Origin of the sequence: Caulobacter sp. DWR1-3-2b1, from assembly GCF_049895765.1 — a bacterium.
GTDB lineage: Bacteria > Pseudomonadota > Alphaproteobacteria > Caulobacterales > Caulobacteraceae > Caulobacter.
The window spans coordinates 27,824-44,647 of record NZ_JAFCSZ010000007.1 but is presented as its reverse complement, the minus strand read 5'-3'; the positions used below and the strand labels follow the sequence as shown (position 1 = coordinate 44,647).

The window sequence follows — 16,824 nt, the reverse complement described above, 5'->3', positions numbered from 1 at the left end:
AAATTCGAAGCTTGCCGGCTAGGGTCCCGTCCATGGCCGCCATGTTCTCCCGCAAGCCCGCCTATGCCGCCTCCGCGCCCTCGCCCGAGGCCAGCGGAGACCTGCGCGCGCGCCTGATGACGGCGGTGTCCAATCCCTATATCGCGGCCAGCGGCGCGGCCTGTCTGTTCATGGTCACCCTGGCTGGACTGATTCTCGTCACCGGCGATCCCAAGGCCGGCGCGCCGATCATCCGGGCCGAGTTGACCAAGATCGGCGCCACCCGCAACGCGCCCGACGGCTGGAAGGAAGCCCTGGCCGACGAAGGCGAGCACGAAGCCGCCTTCAAGCCCGACACCTTCGACCTCTCGGCCAAGCCCATCCTCGACAATCCGGTCGAAGCCTCGATCTCGTTCCCTGGCGAGGAAGGCCCGGGCGTCATGCACGCCGCCAGCGGATCCTTGCCGCAAGCACCTCTCGCTGGCTTGGTCGGTCCCGGTCCCGGCGGCGCCCAGCTGCCGATCATCGCCGCCAATGGCCGCACCGCGGCCGAAGCCTATGCCCGGCCGTTCACCGCCAGCGGCCGGCCCAAGGTCTCGGTCGTCATCGGCGGCCTGGGCCTGAACCCCCAGACCACCCGCGCGGCCATTGAGACCCTGCCACCCGAGATCACTCTGTCATTCGCACCCTATGCCGAAGGCCTGCAGGGCTGGATCGACCTGGCCCGCGCTAGTGGCCACGAGGTGCTGCTGGAAACCCCGATGGAGCCGGCCGACTATCCAGCCAACGATCCTGGCCCCTACACCCTGATCGCCGCCAACCGTCCGGAAGACACCGTGCGCAAGCTGGAATGGCTGATGTCGCGCGCCACCGGCTATTTCGGCCTCAGCAACTATCTGGGCGCCAAGTTCGTGGAGTCGGACGCGGCCATGAACACCTTCAACGCCGCCCTCAAGGCCCGCGGGCTGGCCTTTGTCGACGACGGCCTGGCCGCCCGGCGCGGCGGCTCGATCCCGCGCGCCTCGGCCGACCGGGTGATCGACGACGAGCTGTCGGCCGCCGCCATCGACGCCCAACTGCGCGCTCTGGAGACCGGCGCCAGCGCGAGGGGTCAGTCCATGGGCTCGGGCTTTGCCTATCCGGTGACGATCAATCAGGTGCGCACCTGGGCCAACGGCCTGTCGGCGCGCGGCCTGCAGTTGGCGCCGGCCTCGGCCCTCACCCGTCGATGACCCCTGAAGATCTGCCCCGCCATCGGCCAAACGTCGGCGTCGTGCTGTTCCATCCTGACGGCCGCGTCTGGTTGGGTCGCCGCAACAAGCAACCGCCGCCCCACAACTGGCAGTTCCCGCAAGGCGGCGTCGATGACGGCGAAGACCTGCTGGACGCCGCCCGGCGCGAGCTGTCCGAGGAGACCGGCGTCGTGTCCGCGGAGCTGTTGGCTCGCACCGAAGGCTGGATCCCCTACGACTTCCCACCCGAACTGGTCGGCTCCAAGCGGGCGCGCGGCTGGCTGGGCCAAAAGCAGGTATGGTTTGCCTTCCGTTTCGTCGGTGAAGAGACGGAAATCGACCTTGAAGCGCATGGCGAGGTCGAGTTCGACGCCTGGATGTGGGGAAAGCTCGACGAAACACCCGAACTGATCGTACCCTTCAAGCGCGGGGTCTACGAAGCAGTGGTTTCCGCGTTCCAGGGGTTTGCGCGCGGCGTCTGATTACTTGTCGCTCGCTGGGGGAGTACGGATGGCGGATACGGTTCTGCTGATTCACGGTTACGGCTGCGCAGGCGATGTATGGGGACCCGTCGCCGAGCGGTTGAGGACCGAAGGCTATCGCGTAGAGGCCCCAACGATCAAATCGGCGCTGCGAACGGTGGACGGCCCCAAGGCGGGTCTGACGGATCTGACCCTGGCCGACTACGTCGCCGAGATGAGCGCCCTGGCTCAGTCCCTGTCCAAGCAGTCCGGCAAGAAACCCCTCGTCATCGGCCACTCGATGGGTGGGTTGATCGCCCAGAAGATCGCCGAGGCCGGCCATGCGTCGGGTCTGGTCCTGTTCGCTCCTGCCTCGCCGGCCGATGCGCGCGGAAAGCCCAGGCTTTCGCCGGTCTTCACCTTCCTGAACATGGCCCTGTCGCCCAAGCCCCAGACCAAGGCGGGCAAGATGTGGAAGACGGGCTTCAAGTACGGCGTGGTCAACGTCGTGCCGTCCGCGCGCCACGACGGCCTCTACGCCAAGATGGTCTATGACAGCGGGCGGGTGCTGGCCGACCTGGCTTGGCCGGACAAGGACCCCAGCAGGACCGCCCATGTCGACGCCGCCAAGGTGACCGTGCCAGTTCTGGTGCTGGCCGGCGCCCTGGATCGCACCATGCCTCTCGACGATGTTCGTCTGGTCAGCCGGAAGTACGCGACCGCCGACCTCAAGATATACCCCGAAAACGCCCACTATTTGATAGATGAGCCCAACACGATGAAGATCCTCAACGACCTGATCGCCTGGCTTGGTGGCAAGAATCTCACGCCCGAGACCGCTACGCCCGCGTCGGCGGCCGCGCCGGCCGCCAAGGCTCAGGTGATGCCAAAGGCCGCAGAGCCTACGCTCGTTCCCGCGAACACCCCGGAGCCGGCTCCCGGAGCCGCCACCCCGGCCGCGAAGGCGCCCGCCAAGCCCAAGGCAGAGGCCAAGCCCAAGGCGCCGGTCAAGACCGCCGCGAAACCGGCTCCGGCCAAGACGGTCGCAGCCAAGCCCGCCCCCGCGCCGAAGCCCGCAGCGGCGGCTAAGGCTCCGGCAAATGCGCCCGCCAAAAAGGCTGCGCCACCCGCAGCCGCCAAGCCCGCGTCGGCCAAGGGAATGGCTTCGAAGGCCAAGCCTCCCGCCGCCGCCGAGCCAAAGGCCACCGTAAAGGCTGCTCCGGCCGCCGCACCAACCAAGGTCGCGGCTCCCGCGACGAAGGCTCCGGCGAAAGCCGCCGCTTCGAAACCGGCTCCCGCAGCGAAAGCCCCGGCTAAGGCCGCCCAAGCGAAGGCCGCGACGCCCAAGCCGACCGCCGCCAAACCCGCGGCCGCCGCGAAGCCAGCTCCGGCCAAGGCCGCTGCTCCTAAAGCAGCTCCCAAAGCTGCCGCGAAACCGGCCGCCAAGCCCGCCAACGCGCCCGCCGCCGCAGCCAAGCCGGCTGCGACAACGAAGCCCGCCAAATCTTCGCCGAAGGCGAAGTAGAGCGTGTAAGCTCGAGCCGTCGGCCGCTTCGCCGACGGCGTTCGAAAGGCGCCCATGCCCGCTACGGTCATTATGGTCCACGGCGCCTTTTGCGGCGGCTGGACATTCGACAGCTTTCGCCAGCCGTTCGAGGCCGCCGGTCATACGGTGATCACGCCGGATCTTCTGGGACACGACGGCAAGGGCTCGGTCGCCGGCCGCTCGATGACCGACTACGCCAAGCAGGTCGCCGCCCTGTGCGCGACCTGCGAGGAGCCTCCGATCCTGATCGGCCACTCCATGGGCGGCCTCGTCGCCCAGATGGCGGCCGCGCGGGCCAAGGTCTCGCGCCTGATCCTGCTGGCCCCCTCGCCCCCCTGGGGCGTGCCGGGCGCAAGCCTGGAGGAGGCGGTCTCTGCCGTCAGCCTTTATGCGCTGGGTCCCTACTGGCTGCAGGCCGTCGATCCCGACTACAGCGTCGTGGAACGCTACAGCCTGGACCGGATGGACCGCGCCGAGCGCAAGGCCCTCTATGCCCGCATGACGCCGGAAAGCGGCCGCGCCCTGTGGGAAACACTCAACTGGTGGCTTGATCCGTTCATGACCACCAGCGCCACGCCCTGCGGCGCGCCGACCCTGGCTATCGCCGGGGGCAAGGATGTGATCCACCCGACAGCCACCGTCCGCCAGACCGCTGCGCGACTGAACGGCTCCGTCGAGGTCTTTCCGGAGATGAGCCACTGGCTGCCGGGCGAACCGGGCTGGGAAGCCGTTGCCGAGCGCTGCCTGGACTTCATCACGACTGAGGGGCGCGTAGCGGCCTAGACGGTGTTTACGCCGGTGGCGTGAACAGCTTCAGGCCCAGTATGCCCGCCACGATCAGGCTAAAACAAACCAGCCTTGCCGCCGTCGCCGGCTCCTTGAAGACCACGATGCCAACAATCGCCGTGCCGACCGCGCCGATGCCGGTCCAGACCGCATAGGCCGTGCCCAGCGGCAGGGTCTTCACCGCCCAGCCTAGCAGGCCCATCGACAGCACCAGACTGACCGCCGTCAGGGCGATCGGAATGGGCTTGGTGAAGCCTTCGGTGAACTTCAGGCCGACAGCCCAGCCGATCTCGAACAGACCCGCGATGAAAAGGATGATCCAGGCCATGACCTGCTCCGTTTACGAGCGGGGTCGTCCCCGGAAATGACAAAAGGCGCGGGGTCGTCCCCGCGCCTTCCGTTGATATGGGACAGCATGGCGGGAGGGCAAGCCTCCCGATGCGGCCTTAGCGGCTGGTGGTGCTGTACAGGATCTTGGCCTGTTCGTAGTTCTTGCCCACCGACGAGCCGTCAGTCTTCTTCAGGCGCATATAAACGAGACCGGCCTTGCCGTTGGCCCAGGCGTCGTCCCACGAAACGGTGAAGCGACGGAAGTCACTGCCGGCGACCTGGTCGTTGCGGATCAGGCGCAACTGCGGGGAGTTTTCCCAGGTCGCCCAGTCATGCAGGGCGGTAGCCAGAGCCTGGGCCTGGACGTCGCCTTGGGCGTACTGGATGGTGACGGTGCAGACGTTGCTGTTGGAACCCGGGTTGTCCAGAACCATCTGGTAGGGCTTGCCCAGATCCAGGGTCCACATCTTCTTCTTCAGCTTCAGGCCGGCGGCCTTGGCGAGGGCGTTGAAGTCCCCGCCGACGACGGCCGGCTTGCAGATGCGATCCAGCACGCTCAGCAGTTGCAGCGAGACCGGGTCGGTCGAAGGCGCCGGACGAACCGGCTCGACATAGGCGTCGGCCGGAACCGTTCCTGCGGCCGGGGCCTGAACGGCCGGAGCGGCGGCCGGATCGACGGGCGCCGGAGCCGGTGTCTGAGCCGGTGCCTGAGCCGGAGCAGCGGCTGGCGCAACGGCGGGAGCCGGAGCGGTCTGCTCCTGGGCGGCGGCGGTCGAAACCACACCGAAGGCGATCAGGCTGGCGAGCGCGAGGCGCATTATCGAGATATCCCCAACAGACAAGAGGTCGGCATTAAAGCCGACAGACGTTCCCTCGCAACCCTTATGGCGACAGATTGCGACGGAGATGGGGCCACAGATGTAATTTTATGGTCAAGAGTGCTGGATTGTTCGCCTGGAGCGCGAATATCGAGCCGATGGGCGCTACGGCCGCCCCCTGAGAGTGATGACGACGAGTTCGGGCGGCGCGCGAAACCTCACAGGGAGAATCGAAACGCCGACGCCGCCCGTGACATACAGTTGTCGGCCACCCTCGACATAGATCCCGCAACCCCATCGGCGGGCAGCGTGCGACGCGTGGACGAGACGCCCGACCAACGGGAGGTTCACCTGACCGCAATGGGTGTGACCTGCCACGGTCAAGGCTACACGCCGAGGCGCCGCCACGAACGGGTCGGGCCAATGGCTCATCACCACCACGGGCTCATTCGGGGGCAAGGACGCCAAGGCGGTGGGATAGGAGGGTTGCTTCCGGGTGGACTCCAGATCGGCAAGTCCGGCAATCCACAACCGGCCCTCGGGGCGATCCACGGCCACGGCGCCGTTTTCCAGAACAGTGGCGCCGGCCAGGGTGAGGGCGCTCTCGATCGCTGGGCCATCGTACCACCAGTCGTGGTTGCCGAGCACCGCGTAGACGCCGTAGCGAGCGCGCAGTCCCTTGAACGCCGCTACGCCGCGCAGGATTTCGGAACGTTGCGGCGCTGCGCGCATCGCCGCCGGCTCATGGCCGCCCGCATAGTCGCCCAGCAGCAGCACGACATCGGGCGACAGCGCGTTCATCCGCGCTACGATCTTCTGGATCCGCCGGGCGTCCACATGGGGCGCAGCGACATGGGTATCGCTGATCAGGCCCAGACGCACGGGCGGCCCGCGCCAGGTCGGGGACTCGATCACGACCTCGCGCGTCACCAAGACGCGAGGCTCGACGAGGAAGGTCCAGACGCCAAGGACGTAAAGCGGCGCGGCCAGCGCCGTCAACGCCCAGGCCAAACGAAAACGGCCCGAGCGCTGCAAGAGCGCCCAGGCCGTGATCAATATCGGAGGTCCGGCGACGGCGCCGATCCAGGCCAGAAAGAGAACCTGCCCGGAAGCGCCCATCGAGACCTGACTTAGACCGCTTCGACCGCGTGCTCGGCCAGGATGGTCAGGCCGTCGGGACCGACGTCGGCGAAACCGCCCTGGATGTCGAACAGTTTGGTGGTCGCGCCGTCCTTCACGGTGACGCGGCCCTCGCGCAGCGTCGTCATGAAGGGAGCATGGTTGGCCAGCACGCCGAAGTCGCCTTCGGCGCCCGGGGCCTGGACCATGTCGACCTCGCCCGAGAACAGTTCGCGTTCCGGAGCGACGAGAGAGAAGTGCAGCTTTGCCATTATTCCACGATCTCCACGTCGCCGAGGGCCGCCTCGACGTCTTCGTCGGTCTGAATCTCGGTGCCGCAGAACGGGCAGAAGCGGATGGTGGCCAGCACGACGCCGGTCTCACCGTCTTCCGTCCGTTCGCCAAGATTGAGCAGAATCAGGCCGCTGTCATGCTCGATGAGCGCGTCGGTCGGGTCTGAAGAAACCGCGTCCTCAAGCTCTTCGCAGCAGAAGCCGACCAGATCGTGGTCCTGTTCGTCGGTCATTACGCTTCCGCCGCCAGCTTTTCGGCCTTGGCCACGGCTTCTTCGATCGGGCCGACCATGTAGAAGGCGGCTTCCGGCAGGTGGTCGTACTCACCTTCGACGATGCCCTTGAACGAGCGAATCGTGTCCTTCAGCGCGACGAAGGCGCCGGGGGTGTTGGTGAACTGTTCGGCCACGTGGAAAGGCTGGGACAGGAAGCGCTGGATCTTGCGGGCGCGGGCGACGGTCAGCTTGTCCTCTTCCGACAGCTCGTCCATGCCCAGGATGGCGATGATGTCCTTCAGCGACTTGTACTGCTGAAGCACTTCCTGGACCGAACGGGCCACGTTGTAGTGCTCTTCGCCGATGACCAGCGGGTCCATGATCCGCGAGGTCGAGTCCAGCGGATCGACGGCGGGGAAGATGGCCTGGGCGGCGATGTCGCGCGACAGAACGGTGGTGGCGTCCAGGTGGGCGAACGAGGCGGCGGGCGCCGGGTCGGTCAGGTCGTCGGCGGGCACGTAGATGGCCTGGACCGAGGTGATCGAACCCTTGTTGGTCGAGGTGATGCGCTCCTGCAGGTTGCCCATCTCGGTGGCCAGGGTGGGCTGATAGCCCACGGCCGAGGGGATGCGGCCCAGCAGAGCCGACACTTCGGCGCCGGCTTGCGTAAAGCGGAAGATGTTGTCGACGAACAGCAGCACGTCCTTGCCTTCTTCATCGCGGAAATATTCGGCGATGGAGAGACCGGTGAGGGCCACGCGGGCGCGGGCGCCCGGAGGTTCGTTCATCTGGCCGTAAACCAGGGCGCAACGCGAGCCCTCGGTCGAGCCGTTGATCTTCGGATCCACGTTGACGTTGGACTCGATCATCTCGTGATAGAGGTCGTTGCCCTCGCGGGTACGCTCGCCCACGCCGGCCAGAACCGAATAACCGCCGTAAGCCTTGGCGATGTTGTTGATCAGTTCCTGCATCGTCACGGTCTTGCCCACGCCGGCGCCGCCAAACAGGCCGATCTTGCCGCCCTTGGTGTAGGGGCACATCAGGTCAATGACCTTGATGCCCGTGACCAGGATTTCAGCCGTGTTGGTTTGCTCGGCGAACGAAGGCGCGTCGCGGTGGATGGTGCGGAAGATGTCCGACTTGATCGGGCCCTGCTCGTCGATCGGCTCGCCGATGACGTTCATGATGCGACCCAGGGTGCCGGGACCGACCGGAACGCGGATCGACCCGCCGGTGTCGCGCACGGCCTGGCCGCGAACCAGGCCTTCGGTGGCGTCCATGGCGATGGCGCGGACGGTGTTCTGACCCAGGTGCTGGGCGACTTCGAACACCAGGCGCTGGCCGGTCGCGATGTTGACGGTTTCCAGGGCGTTGAGGATCGCCGGCAGCTCACCGGTGAACTCGACGTCGACGACGGCGCCGATGACCTGCACCAGCTTGCCGGTGGCGGCGCCGATCACAGCCGGAGCGGCCTGGGTGGTCTTGGGAGCAGCCTTCGGCGCCGCGGCCTTGGGGGCTGCGGGCTTCTTGGCGGCGGGAGCGGCGGCGACTGCGGTCGCAGCGGCGGGGTTCACGGCTGCCGGCTGGGCGGCGGCGGAAGCCTTAGCGGGGGTCTTGGCCATGGCGTGCGGGTCTTTCGTGCGTGCTCGTGCGTGCGTTTTTTACGTTAGGCTTTTGATCAGACGGCTTCGGCGCCGGAGATGATCTCGATCAGCTCCTTGGTGATCTGGGCCTGGCGGGAACGGTTATATTCGAGGGTGTAGCGCTTGATCATGTCGCCGGCATTGCGCGTGGCGTTGTCCATCGCCGTCATCTGGCTGGCGTAGAAGCCGGCCATGTTGTCGAGCAGGGCCGACAGGATCTGGACCGTCAGGTTGCGCGGCAGCAAGGTTTCGAGGATGGCCTCTTCCGAGGGCTCATACTCATAGACCGCGCTAGCTCCAGCGGCCGGAGCCGCCGAACCATCGACAACCGCCGGGATCAACTGCAACGCCGTCGGAGTCTGGACGACCACAGACTTGAAGCGGCTGTAGAACAGCGTGACCACGTCGATGTCGCCGGCCTCATAGAGGCGCGTGACAACGTCGGCGATGGGCTGGGCCACCGACAGGGTGAACTGGCGATAGGCCGACAGGTCGAAATTCTCGACGATGCGGTCGGCGTACAGGCGGCGCAGCTGCACGGTCGCCTTCTTGCCGACGCAGACGATCTTGACGTCCTTGCCTTGGGCGATCAGCCCGTCGATGTGCTGGCGAGCGGCCCGCACGATCGACGAGGTAAAGCCGCCGGCCAGACCGCGATCGGCCGCCGCGACGATGACCATGTGACGATCATCGCGACCGGTGCCGGTCAGCAGGGCCGGAGCCCCGTCGCCCGACACGCCGGCCGCCAGGTTGGCGATCACCGCAGCCAGACGCCGGGCGTAGGGACGGGCAGCTTCAGCCGCGTCCTGGCTGCGGCGCAGCTTTGCTGCGGCCACCATCTGCATCGCTTTCGTGATCTTCTGCGTCGCCTTGACGCTAGAGATCCGATTGCGCATTTCCTTCAAGCTGGCCATTCGGCGCTACTCTCTCCGAGCGTTCCGAGGGCTTAGGCGAAGGTCGACGAGAAGCTGTCGAGCGCGCTTTTCAGCGTGTTCTCCAGGTCCTTGTCGAGGGCCTTCTTGGTGCGGATGCCGTCCAGCAGGTCCTTGTGCTGGCTGTGAAGGCGAGCCAGCAGCTCGCTTTCGAACCGGCGGACCGACGAGGTCGGGATCTTGTCCAGATAGCCGCGCGTGCCGGCATAGATCACGCAGACCTGCTCTTCGACCGATTGCGGCGAATATTGCGGCTGCTTGAGCAGCTCGGTCAGGCGTTCGCCGCGAGCCAGCAGCTTTTGGGTCGAGGCGTCGAGGTCCGAGCCGAACTTGGCGAAGGCGGCCATTTCGCGATACTGGGCGAGCTCGCCCTTAATCGCGCCGGCGACTTGCTTCATGGCCTTGATCTGGGCCGACGAACCAACGCGCGACACCGAGATGCCGACGTTCACGGCGGGGCGGATGCCCTGATAGAACAGGTCGGTTTCCAGGAAGATCTGGCCGTCGGTGATCGAGATCACGTTGGTTGGGATGTAGGCCGACACGTCGTTGGCCTGGGTTTCGATGATCGGCAGAGCCGTCAGCGAGCCCGAACCATTGTCTTCGTTCAGCTTGGCGGCGCGTTCCAACAGGCGGGAGTGCAGGTAGAACACGTCGCCCGGATAGGCTTCGCGGCCCGGCGGGCGGCGCAGCAGCAGCGACATCTGACGGTAGGCGACGGCTTGCTTGGAAAGGTCATCATAGATGATCAGGCCGTGCAGGCCGTTGTCGCGGAACCACTCGCCCATGGCGCAGCCCGAGAACGGCGCGAGGTATTGCAGCGGAGCTGGCTCGGAGGCCGAGGCGACGACGACGATGGTGTATTCCAGGGCGCCGTGCTCTTCGAGCGTCTTGACGATCTGGGCGACGGTCGAACGCTTCTGGCCGATGGCGACATAGACGCAATAGAGCTTGGCGCTCTCGTCCGTGCCGGCGTTGGCGATCTTCTGGTTCAGGATGGTGTCGATGGCGACGGCGGTCTTGCCGGTCTGACGGTCACCGATGATCAGCTCGCGTTGGCCGCGGCCGACGGGGATCAGGGTGTCGATCGACTTCAGGCCGGTCTGCACAGGCTCGTGCACCGACTTGCGCGGGATGATGCCCGGGGCCTTGACGTCGACGCGGCGACGCTCGGTCGAGATGATCGGGCCCTTGCCGTCGATGGGCTCGCCCAGCGGGTTGACGACGCGGCCCAGCAAACCACGGCCGACCGGAACGTCGACGATCTCGCCGAGACGGCGAACTTCGTCGCCTTCCTTGATGGCCTGGTCCTGACCGAAGATCACGCAACCGACGTTGTCGCGCTCGAGGTTCAGGGCCATGCCCTTCACGCCGGCCTTCGGGAATTCGACCATTTCGCCGGCCTGGACGTTATCCAGACCGTAGATGCGGGCGATGCCGTCACCGACGGACAGAACTTGGCCGACGTCCGAGACGGCGGCTTCTTCGCCGAAATTGGCGATCTGCGACTTGAGGATGGCCGAAATCTCGGCGGCGCGGATGTCCATGGCTGTACTTGGGCTCTCTGCGATTTTTATCTTTTGACGCGCTTATAAAGGTTTAGGCGCGCTTCAGGGCGAATTTCAGGGAATCGAGCTTCGAACGAAGCGAAGCATCGAAAAGGCGGGAGCCGACACGCACTTTGAGGCCGCCCAGGAGGGAAGCATCGACGCGGGTCGAGAGTTCAGGGGTCTTGCCGAGCGCCGAGGCGAGCGCGGCTTGCACGCCTTGCAACTGCACGGGGGTCAGTTCAATGGCCGAGATAACCTCGGCCGAGACGACGCCGCGGTGTTTGGCCGACATCTCGGAGAACGCGGTGATCGCGCCCATCAGGTCACCGGCGCGGCCGTTGCTGGCCACCAGACCGATAAACTTGTTGGTCAGCTGCTGGAAACCCGCCGTCCGGGCGATCGCGGCCAGGCCCTTGGCCTTGTCCTCAGACGAGAACGCCGGGGAAGCGACAAGGCGGCGCAGATCGGCGCTGTCGGCGTACATCGCCTTCAGCGACTTCAGGTCGGCTTCGACCGTCGTCAGTTGACCGCTCTCGATCGTCAGTTCGAAGAGGGACTGCGCATAGCGCTGACCCGCATCCGTCGCCTTGGTTTCGTCCGCCACTTGGTATCCGCCCGGTGCGTTGCAATGGCCGCGGACAAGAAGATTAACCCTCGTCCCGGCTTAAAGGCTTGAGCGCGCTTGAAAAAAGCGCATGGAGGGCCGGCGCTGATGCGTCACCCCGTCCGAAGCCGCGCGCCTGATAACACGGGCTTTTCGCAGTCGCAACCAAAGGGGCGCGATCAGACCCCAGCGCGGCGAAACACCGCCGAGGCGGTTGCAGCGACGGCGCCGTTACGGCGCCGGGCTTCGCCTTGCGCGAAGACCAGGCTGCGCGTCGAGCGCTCCACCCAAGCGCGCACCGCCAGGTCGTCGTCACGCTCGCCCTCGGGGCCGTCCGAGCCATAGTCGATGGTCAGGGACGATGGGCGGGCCTCCACCCCGGCAACATCGCGCAGGGCGGCTTCCAATTGGGTGACAAGGGTCGTGCTCATGAACTTCAACTACGCAGGATCGACGGAAAGAAAAAGGGCGGCGGGACAGGCCCGCCGCCCCATCAGGCGAATGTTCGAGGAAACAGCCAGACGGGGCGAGGTCGCCCCAACGCGTCCGGGTAGGGTAAAGTCTTACTTCGAGGCCGTCAGGGTGGCGCCACCCTTGGCGGCGACATTGCAACGGCCCAGGTCGTCGGCGTCGAGCGACTTGGTCTCGCCACCGAAGGCGGCCACGCGGCCGACTTCCTTGGCCAGCGCCTTGCAGGACGCAGCGGTGATGGCGCGCGAGGGGGCCGAGGTCGAGATGCATTCAGCGCCGTCGCAGACGAAGACGGCGCCACCGGCGACGATCTTGGTCTTGGCGGCGACCGGGGCTTCCAGAGCAGCGGCGACGCGGCCATCAGCCAGGGCGGCGCCAGCGAACATGGAAACGGACAGAGCGGCGGCAGCCGCAAGGGTACGGAGCTTCATAGAGCCCTCCAACGTTTAGGGGAGTTGTGCGAAGATCGATGATCGGCGAAAAGCGTACTGGTCGTTCAAGCTTCGGGGATGCAGGCACCGGTATCCCCACCGACGCCACCTAGCTGAACTAAGCACTGCTTAGATATCAGTGATCAGCGATTGTGCAAGCGGATTTTATCCGCGTTACGTTTTTTTTAGAAACGACGGCTTTCGCGCGGAATCGGCGGCTACAGCCCGAGGATCGAGTCGATCCGGCTCTCGGCCTTCTCGTGGATCTGGCGTTCCTCGACCATCCCCTGGATCCGCGAATAGCGACCGTTCTTGCCGGCCTTGCTGCACAACTCGTTGTCGGTGAGCAGGCCCACCGATTTTACCGGATCGGAGAACCGCCCCATCAGGGCGGCCAGCACCGCGCCAATAAAGGCTGTGGCCACCGGAGCGGTGGCGGCGATCAGGTCTTCGCCGAACAGGGCGTGAAGCCGGCCGATCAGCAGTTCACGATTAGGCTGGCTTTCCAGCAACCGGACCAGCAGCAGAGCGCCGCCCTCGACCGAGCCCACCAGCACCACAGCGATGAGCACGCCCAGGGTCCGCGGTCGGACGAAGAGTCCGAGTGCGGCGCCAAGGATCGCGGCTGCTGCCATGGTGATCATGCGGCAACCCTAAGCGCACTTGGTCAAAGGCCCGTTAAGACCGATGTTACCCAGCGGCAGGATTGGCCGCAGCCAACCGTCGCGCATACTCGTCCGCAAGACCAAGAAACCGCAGGGAGGCTAGGCCATGGACTTCAACCCGCCGCCGGAACTGACCGCCTATCTGGCCGTGCTGGACCAGTTCATCGAGGACGAGATCGCGCCGCTGCAGGCGCGCGACGACAACGAGCGCTTCTTTGACCACCGCCGTGAATGGGCCCGCACCGACTGGGACGGCGGCGGCCTGCCCCGCCATGACTGGGAAGAGCTTCTCGCTAAGGCCCGCAAGTTGGCGGACGCCGCCGGCCACTATCGCTTCGCCCTGCCGAAGGCGTTTGGCGGACAGGACGGCTCCAACCTCTGGATGGCGGTGATCCGCGAGCATCTGGCGTCCAAGGGCCTTGGCCTGTTTAACGACCTGCAGAACGAGCACTCGATCGTCGGCAACAACCCCTTCGTGCTGATGATCCGCGACTTCGGTCGACCCGATCAGCAGCACCTGATCGCCGACATGCTGGATCGCGGGACCTTTCGCCCGACCTTCGGCCTCACTGAGCCCGAGCATGGCTCCGACGCCACCTTCATGGAGACCCGCGCCGTGCCCGAGATCCACAAGGGCGAGAGCGGCTGGCGGATCAATGGCGAGAAGATGTGGACCACAGGCATGCACGCCGCCACCCACTGCTGCCTGTTCGCCCGCACCTCTGGCGCAGATGGGGAGGCCAAGGGCATCACCGCCCTGCTGGTTCCGGCCCACGCGCCCGGCGTGAAGATCGAGGAGTATCTCTGGACCTTCAACATGCCGACCGACCATCCCCGGGTCAGCTTCACCAATGTCTTCGTGCCCGACAGCGCGATGTTCGGTCCCGAGGGCGGGGGCCTGGCCCTGGCCCAGCACTTCGTGCACGAGAACCGCATCCGCCAGGCGGCCTCCAGCCTGGGGGCGGCGGTGTTCTGCATAGAAGAGAGTGTGAAATACGCCCGCGCCCGCAAACCCTTTGGAAAACCGTTGGCCGAGAACCAGGCCATCCAGTTCCCGCTGGTCGAGCTGGCCAGCACCGCCGAGATGCTGCGCCTGCTGATCCGCAAGACCGCCTGGGAGATGGACCAGATGTCCAAGCCGGAGGTGGAAAAACGCCTCTCCGACAAGGTCTCGATGTGTAACTACCAGGCCAACCGCCTGGTCTGCGACGCCGCCGACCGGGCCATGCAGGTGCATGGCGGCATCGGCTATTCGCGCCACAAGCCGTTCGAGCACATCTATCGCCACCATCGCCGCTACCGGATCACCGAAGGTTCCGAGGAGATCCAGATCCGCAAGGTGGCCGCATGGCTGTTCGGCTATCTGGGCCCGCGCCGAAAGGCCTTCGCGGACGCGGGCCTATAGGGCGTTGCGTCCGCGCCCGCCTCGCCCTTAAGTGTGCGCCGACAGACCGGCGTTATCTCCGGATCCAAACAGGCCCGAAGGGACTTCCATGCGGATGCTCAAGACCATCGCCCGCCTCGCCCCCGTCCTTGCCATAGCCACGCTGCTTGCGGGCTGCGGGATCAACACCATCCCCACCCAGGACGAAGCCACCAAGACCGCCTGGGCCGAGGTGCAGAACCAGTATCAGCGCCGCGCCGACCTGGTGCCCAACCTCGTGGCCACGGTGAAGGGCTACGCCGCTCAGGAAAAGGACGTGCTGGTCGCCGTGACGCAGGCGCGCGCCAGCGCCACCCAGGTCAAGGTCGACGCCTCGACCATTACTGACCCGGCGGCTTTCGAGAAATACGCCGCCGCCCAGGACCAGCTGTCGGGCGTGCTCGGCCGACTGATGGTGATCCAGGAGCAATATCCGGACCTGAAGTCGAACCAGAACTTCATAGCCCTGCAAAGCCAGTTGGAAGGCACGGAAAACCGCATCACCATTTCGCGGCGCGACTACAACGAGACGGCCCAGAAATACAACACGACGCTGCGGACCTTCCCCAGCATCATCTGGGCCAAGACCATGTATTCGGGCCAGAAGCCCGCTGTGCTGTTCCAGGCCACGGCCTCCGCGCAATCGGCTCCGACCGTCAATTTCGACACAGCTCCGCCAGCCTCGGCTCCGGCTCCGGCTCCGGGCCAGTAGGTTGAACACCACATACCTCGTCATCCCGGAAGCCTCGCAGAGGCTGTCCGGGACCCAGGGGCCGGCGCAAAGCGGTCGCCCCTGGGTCCCGGCGCTACGCGCTACGCGCTACGGCCGGGATGACGGAAGTTGGATTGGCGCACTGGTGATCGTGGCCCTCGCCGCTCTCGCCCTCGCCCTCCCCGCCCTCGCGGCGCCCAAGTTCCCGGCGCTGTCCGGCCGGGTGGTCGACGAGGCCAATATCCTCTCGCCCCAGGTCGAAGCCGACCTGACCACCAGGCTGCAAACGCTGGAGACCACCACCGGCCGCCAGCTGGTGGTCGCCACCGTGCCGACCCTGCAAGGTTATGAGATCGAGGACTACGGCTACCAGCTGGGCCGGACCTGGAAGATCGGCGAAAAGGACAAGGATACCGGCGCGATCCTGCTGGTCGCCCCCAATGACAAGAAGGTCCGCATCGAGGTCGGCTATGGCCTGGAGCCGGTGCTGACCGACGCCCTGTCCAGCGTCATCATCCAGAGCGCCATCATTCCGAAGTTCAAGGCCGGCGACCTGCAAGGCGGCGTCGTGGCCGGGGCCAACGAGATCGCAACCCAGCTGTCCCTGCCCGACGACCAGGCCAGGGCCAATGTCGCACAGGCCGCGGCGCCCGAGCGGCGCGACAGCGGCGGGTTCCCGCCGATCCCGCTCCTGCTGATCGGCCTGTTCGTGTTTTTCCTGATCACCCGCCTGCTGCCAGGACGGCGCAGACGGAGCAGCGGGCTGGGCTCGGCCATGCCGTGGATCATCCTCAACGCCCTGACCAGCGGCGCCGGGCGCGGCGGCGGCGGCGGCTGGAGCGGCGGCGGAGGCGGCGGAGGGTTCTCCGGCGGCGGCGGCTCGTTCGGCGGCGGCGGAAGTTCGGGGAGCTGGTGATGCGCAAGATGACACCCGAAGACCAAGCCCGCATCGCCGACGCCGTGGCGGCGGCCGAGAAGACCACCGCCGGCGAGATCTTCTGCGTCCTGGCGCCCGAGGTTTCCGACTATCGCGAGACGCCGCTGGTCTGGGCGGCGGCCGTCGCCCTGGTGTTGCCGGCGGTGGCCCTGTTCGCCGGTCTGCGTCCCGACATGCTGACAAGCCTGTTCGGCGGCTGGACCGTCGGTCACGCCTCGGCCACCGACGCGGCGATCCTCTCGGCGCTATCGATCTATATCGGCCTGCAGGTCGCGGCCTTCATCGTCGCGGCCCTGCTGGTCTCGATCCCGCCGATCCGCCGCGCCCTGACGCCCCGCGCGCTGAAGGCGGCGGCGGTCAAGCGCGCGGCCATGGAGCAATTCATGAGCCACGGCCTGCACCTGACGCGCGACCGCACCGGCGTCCTGATCTTCGCCGCCCTGGCCGAGCACCGGGTCGAGGTGATCGCCGACGAGGGCATCTACAAGGCCGCTCCCAACGCGGTCTGGGATGAGGTGGTCGCCGATCTGGTCGCCGGCATGAAGGCCGGCCGGATCGCCGACGGCTTCGTCGCCGCTGTCACTCGGGTGGGCGAGATTCTCGCCAGCCACGTGCCGGTGCGCGAGGCCGACACCAACGAACTGTCCGACGGCCTGACCATCCTGCCCCGGAACTAG

The 16,824-nt window shown here is 66.3% G+C and carries 20 protein-coding genes and 1 pseudogene; 8 read left to right on the top strand and 13 right to left on the bottom strand.

Annotated elements, in window-relative coordinates:
- The first annotated feature begins 32 nt into the window (after nucleotides 1-32).
- From ACP69S_RS08970 to ACP69S_RS08955, 4 genes are read left to right on the top strand one after another with little or no spacing between them, the layout of a single operon-like run.
- Nucleotides 33-1,211, top strand: a complete 1,179-nt coding sequence (locus tag ACP69S_RS08970; protein ID WP_425996396.1) for a divergent polysaccharide deacetylase family protein — start codon at nucleotides 33-35, stop codon at nucleotides 1,209-1,211.
- Nucleotides 1,208-1,693 carry an RNA pyrophosphohydrolase gene (locus ACP69S_RS08965; protein WP_425996394.1) on the top strand — a complete coding sequence of 162 codons (486 nt, stop codon included), beginning with the start codon at nucleotides 1,208-1,210 and terminating at the stop codon, nucleotides 1,691-1,693. Before ACP69S_RS08970 ends, ACP69S_RS08965 begins: the two co-directional genes overlap by 4 nt.
- Nucleotides 1,694-1,721: 28 nt before the next feature.
- On the top strand, nucleotides 1,722-3,197 hold the full coding sequence (locus ACP69S_RS08960) for an alpha/beta hydrolase (protein WP_425996392.1): 1,476 nt from the start codon (nucleotides 1,722-1,724) through the stop codon (nucleotides 3,195-3,197).
- A gap of 54 nt (nucleotides 3,198-3,251) precedes the next feature.
- On the top strand, nucleotides 3,252-4,001 hold the full coding sequence (locus ACP69S_RS08955; protein ID WP_425996390.1) for an alpha/beta fold hydrolase: 750 nt from the start codon (nucleotides 3,252-3,254) through the stop codon (nucleotides 3,999-4,001).
- 7 nt (nucleotides 4,002-4,008) lie between these two features.
- Here the strand turns inward: ACP69S_RS08955 and sugE are convergent, their stop codons facing one another.
- The 12 genes from sugE to ACP69S_RS08895 all read right to left on the bottom strand — a co-directional run bounded on the left by sugE (nucleotide 4,009) and on the right by ACP69S_RS08895 (nucleotide 13,054).
- On the bottom strand, nucleotides 4,009-4,332 hold the full coding sequence (gene sugE / locus ACP69S_RS08950) for a quaternary ammonium compound efflux SMR transporter SugE (RefSeq protein ID WP_425996388.1): 324 nt from the start codon (nucleotides 4,330-4,332) through the stop codon (nucleotides 4,009-4,011).
- A 118-nt stretch (nucleotides 4,333-4,450) separates the two neighbouring features.
- Nucleotides 4,451-5,152, bottom strand: coding sequence for a hypothetical protein (locus ACP69S_RS08945; protein ID WP_425996386.1), 702 nt, complete (start codon nucleotides 5,150-5,152; stop codon nucleotides 4,451-4,453).
- A 165-nt stretch (nucleotides 5,153-5,317) separates the two neighbouring features.
- On the bottom strand, nucleotides 5,318-6,271 hold the full coding sequence (locus ACP69S_RS08940) for a metallophosphoesterase (protein ID WP_425996384.1): 954 nt from the start codon (nucleotides 6,269-6,271) through the stop codon (nucleotides 5,318-5,320).
- Between the two features lie 11 nt (nucleotides 6,272-6,282).
- Entirely contained in the window at nucleotides 6,283-6,543 is a 261-nt protein-coding gene (locus ACP69S_RS08935; RefSeq protein ID WP_421736277.1) for an ATP synthase F1 subunit epsilon, read from the bottom strand.
- Nucleotides 6,543-6,797 (bottom strand): hypothetical protein, encoded by a 255-nt coding sequence (locus tag ACP69S_RS08930; protein ID WP_425996382.1) that lies wholly within the window; start codon nucleotides 6,795-6,797, stop codon nucleotides 6,543-6,545. The genes ACP69S_RS08935 and ACP69S_RS08930 overlap by 1 nt, the downstream gene beginning before the upstream one ends.
- Entirely contained in the window at nucleotides 6,797-8,401 is a 1,605-nt protein-coding gene (gene atpD / locus ACP69S_RS08925) for a F0F1 ATP synthase subunit beta (RefSeq protein WP_425996380.1), read from the bottom strand. The genes ACP69S_RS08930 and atpD overlap by 1 nt, the downstream gene beginning before the upstream one ends.
- 56 nt (nucleotides 8,402-8,457) lie before the next feature.
- Nucleotides 8,458-9,336 (bottom strand): F0F1 ATP synthase subunit gamma, encoded by an 879-nt coding sequence (locus ACP69S_RS08920; protein ID WP_425996378.1) that lies wholly within the window; start codon nucleotides 9,334-9,336, stop codon nucleotides 8,458-8,460.
- Nucleotides 9,337-9,368: 32 nt separating this feature from the next.
- On the bottom strand, nucleotides 9,369-10,901 hold the full coding sequence (gene atpA, locus ACP69S_RS08915) for a F0F1 ATP synthase subunit alpha (protein WP_425996376.1): 1,533 nt from the start codon (nucleotides 10,899-10,901) through the stop codon (nucleotides 9,369-9,371).
- 52 nt (nucleotides 10,902-10,953) lie between these two features.
- The gene (locus ACP69S_RS08910) at nucleotides 10,954-11,508 is read right to left on the bottom strand and encodes a F0F1 ATP synthase subunit delta (RefSeq protein WP_425996374.1); all 555 of its coding nucleotides are present in this window, start codon (nucleotides 11,506-11,508) and stop codon (nucleotides 10,954-10,956) included.
- A 179-nt stretch (nucleotides 11,509-11,687) separates the two neighbouring features.
- Nucleotides 11,688-11,939 carry a hypothetical protein gene (locus ACP69S_RS08905; protein WP_425996372.1) on the bottom strand — a complete coding sequence of 84 codons (252 nt, stop codon included), beginning with the start codon at nucleotides 11,937-11,939 and terminating at the stop codon, nucleotides 11,688-11,690.
- Between the two features lie 132 nt (nucleotides 11,940-12,071).
- On the bottom strand, nucleotides 12,072-12,410 hold the full coding sequence (locus tag ACP69S_RS08900) for a CC_3452 family protein (protein ID WP_425996370.1): 339 nt from the start codon (nucleotides 12,408-12,410) through the stop codon (nucleotides 12,072-12,074).
- Nucleotides 12,411-12,628: 218 nt separating this feature from the next.
- Complete coding sequence (locus ACP69S_RS08895; protein ID WP_425996367.1) at nucleotides 12,629-13,054, bottom strand: hypothetical protein; 426 nt, start codon at nucleotides 13,052-13,054, stop codon at nucleotides 12,629-12,631.
- A gap of 127 nt (nucleotides 13,055-13,181) precedes the next feature.
- On the opposite strand from ACP69S_RS08895, the gene ACP69S_RS08890 reads away from it, so the two are divergent.
- On the top strand, nucleotides 13,182-14,480 hold the full coding sequence (locus ACP69S_RS08890) for an acyl-CoA dehydrogenase family protein (RefSeq protein ID WP_425996365.1): 1,299 nt from the start codon (nucleotides 13,182-13,184) through the stop codon (nucleotides 14,478-14,480).
- A gap of 88 nt (nucleotides 14,481-14,568) precedes the next feature.
- Complete coding sequence (locus ACP69S_RS08885; protein WP_425996363.1) at nucleotides 14,569-15,210, top strand: LemA family protein; 642 nt, start codon at nucleotides 14,569-14,571, stop codon at nucleotides 15,208-15,210.
- Nucleotides 15,211-15,223: 13 nt separating this feature from the next.
- Here ACP69S_RS08885 and ACP69S_RS08880 read toward each other — a convergent pair.
- Nucleotides 15,224-15,301, bottom strand: a pseudogene (locus ACP69S_RS08880) (hypothetical protein); the annotation flags it as partial.
- Between the two features lie 54 nt (nucleotides 15,302-15,355).
- Between ACP69S_RS08880 and ACP69S_RS08875 the strand changes: the two are divergent.
- Entirely contained in the window at nucleotides 15,356-16,126 is a 771-nt protein-coding gene (locus ACP69S_RS08875; RefSeq protein ID WP_425996361.1) for a TPM domain-containing protein, read from the top strand.
- The gene (locus ACP69S_RS08870) at nucleotides 16,126-16,824 is read left to right on the top strand and encodes a TPM domain-containing protein (protein WP_425996359.1); all 699 of its coding nucleotides are present in this window, start codon (nucleotides 16,126-16,128) and stop codon (nucleotides 16,822-16,824) included. The genes ACP69S_RS08875 and ACP69S_RS08870 overlap by 1 nt, the downstream gene beginning before the upstream one ends.

What these genes read in the sequence shown, in the direction of transcription:
- ACP69S_RS08970 (WP_425996396.1), top strand. Translation starts at nt 33, where the DNA reads ATGGCCGCCATGTTCTCCCGCAAGCCCGCCTATGCCGCCTCCGCGCCC.
- ACP69S_RS08965 (WP_425996394.1), top strand. Translation starts at nt 1,208, where the DNA reads ATGACCCCTGAAGATCTGCCCCGCCATCGGCCAAACGTCGGCGTCGTG.
- ACP69S_RS08960 (WP_425996392.1), top strand. Translation starts at nt 1,722, where the DNA reads ATGGCGGATACGGTTCTGCTGATTCACGGTTACGGCTGCGCAGGCGAT.
- ACP69S_RS08955 (WP_425996390.1), top strand. Translation starts at nt 3,252, where the DNA reads ATGCCCGCTACGGTCATTATGGTCCACGGCGCCTTTTGCGGCGGCTGG.
- sugE (WP_425996388.1), bottom strand. Translation starts at nt 4,332, where the DNA reads ATGGCCTGGATCATCCTTTTCATCGCGGGTCTGTTCGAGATCGGCTGG.
- ACP69S_RS08945 (WP_425996386.1), bottom strand. Translation starts at nt 5,152, where the DNA reads ATGCGCCTCGCGCTCGCCAGCCTGATCGCCTTCGGTGTGGTTTCGACC.
- ACP69S_RS08940 (WP_425996384.1), bottom strand. Translation starts at nt 6,271, where the DNA reads ATGGGCGCTTCCGGGCAGGTTCTCTTTCTGGCCTGGATCGGCGCCGTC.
- ACP69S_RS08935 (WP_421736277.1), bottom strand. Translation starts at nt 6,543, where the DNA reads ATGGCAAAGCTGCACTTCTCTCTCGTCGCTCCGGAACGCGAACTGTTC.
- ACP69S_RS08930 (WP_425996382.1), bottom strand. Translation starts at nt 6,797, where the DNA reads ATGACCGACGAACAGGACCACGATCTGGTCGGCTTCTGCTGCGAAGAG.
- atpD (WP_425996380.1), bottom strand. Translation starts at nt 8,401, where the DNA reads ATGGCCAAGACCCCCGCTAAGGCTTCCGCCGCCGCCCAGCCGGCAGCC.
- ACP69S_RS08920 (WP_425996378.1), bottom strand. Translation starts at nt 9,336, where the DNA reads ATGGCCAGCTTGAAGGAAATGCGCAATCGGATCTCTAGCGTCAAGGCG.
- atpA (WP_425996376.1), bottom strand. Translation starts at nt 10,901, where the DNA reads ATGGACATCCGCGCCGCCGAGATTTCGGCCATCCTCAAGTCGCAGATC.
- ACP69S_RS08905 (WP_425996372.1), bottom strand. Translation starts at nt 11,939, where the DNA reads ATGAGCACGACCCTTGTCACCCAATTGGAAGCCGCCCTGCGCGATGTT.
- ACP69S_RS08900 (WP_425996370.1), bottom strand. Translation starts at nt 12,410, where the DNA reads ATGAAGCTCCGTACCCTTGCGGCTGCCGCCGCTCTGTCCGTTTCCATG.
- ACP69S_RS08895 (WP_425996367.1), bottom strand. Translation starts at nt 13,054, where the DNA reads ATGATCACCATGGCAGCAGCCGCGATCCTTGGCGCCGCACTCGGACTC.
- ACP69S_RS08890 (WP_425996365.1), top strand. Translation starts at nt 13,182, where the DNA reads ATGGACTTCAACCCGCCGCCGGAACTGACCGCCTATCTGGCCGTGCTG.
- ACP69S_RS08885 (WP_425996363.1), top strand. Translation starts at nt 14,569, where the DNA reads ATGCGGATGCTCAAGACCATCGCCCGCCTCGCCCCCGTCCTTGCCATA.
- ACP69S_RS08870 (WP_425996359.1), top strand. Translation starts at nt 16,126, where the DNA reads ATGCGCAAGATGACACCCGAAGACCAAGCCCGCATCGCCGACGCCGTG.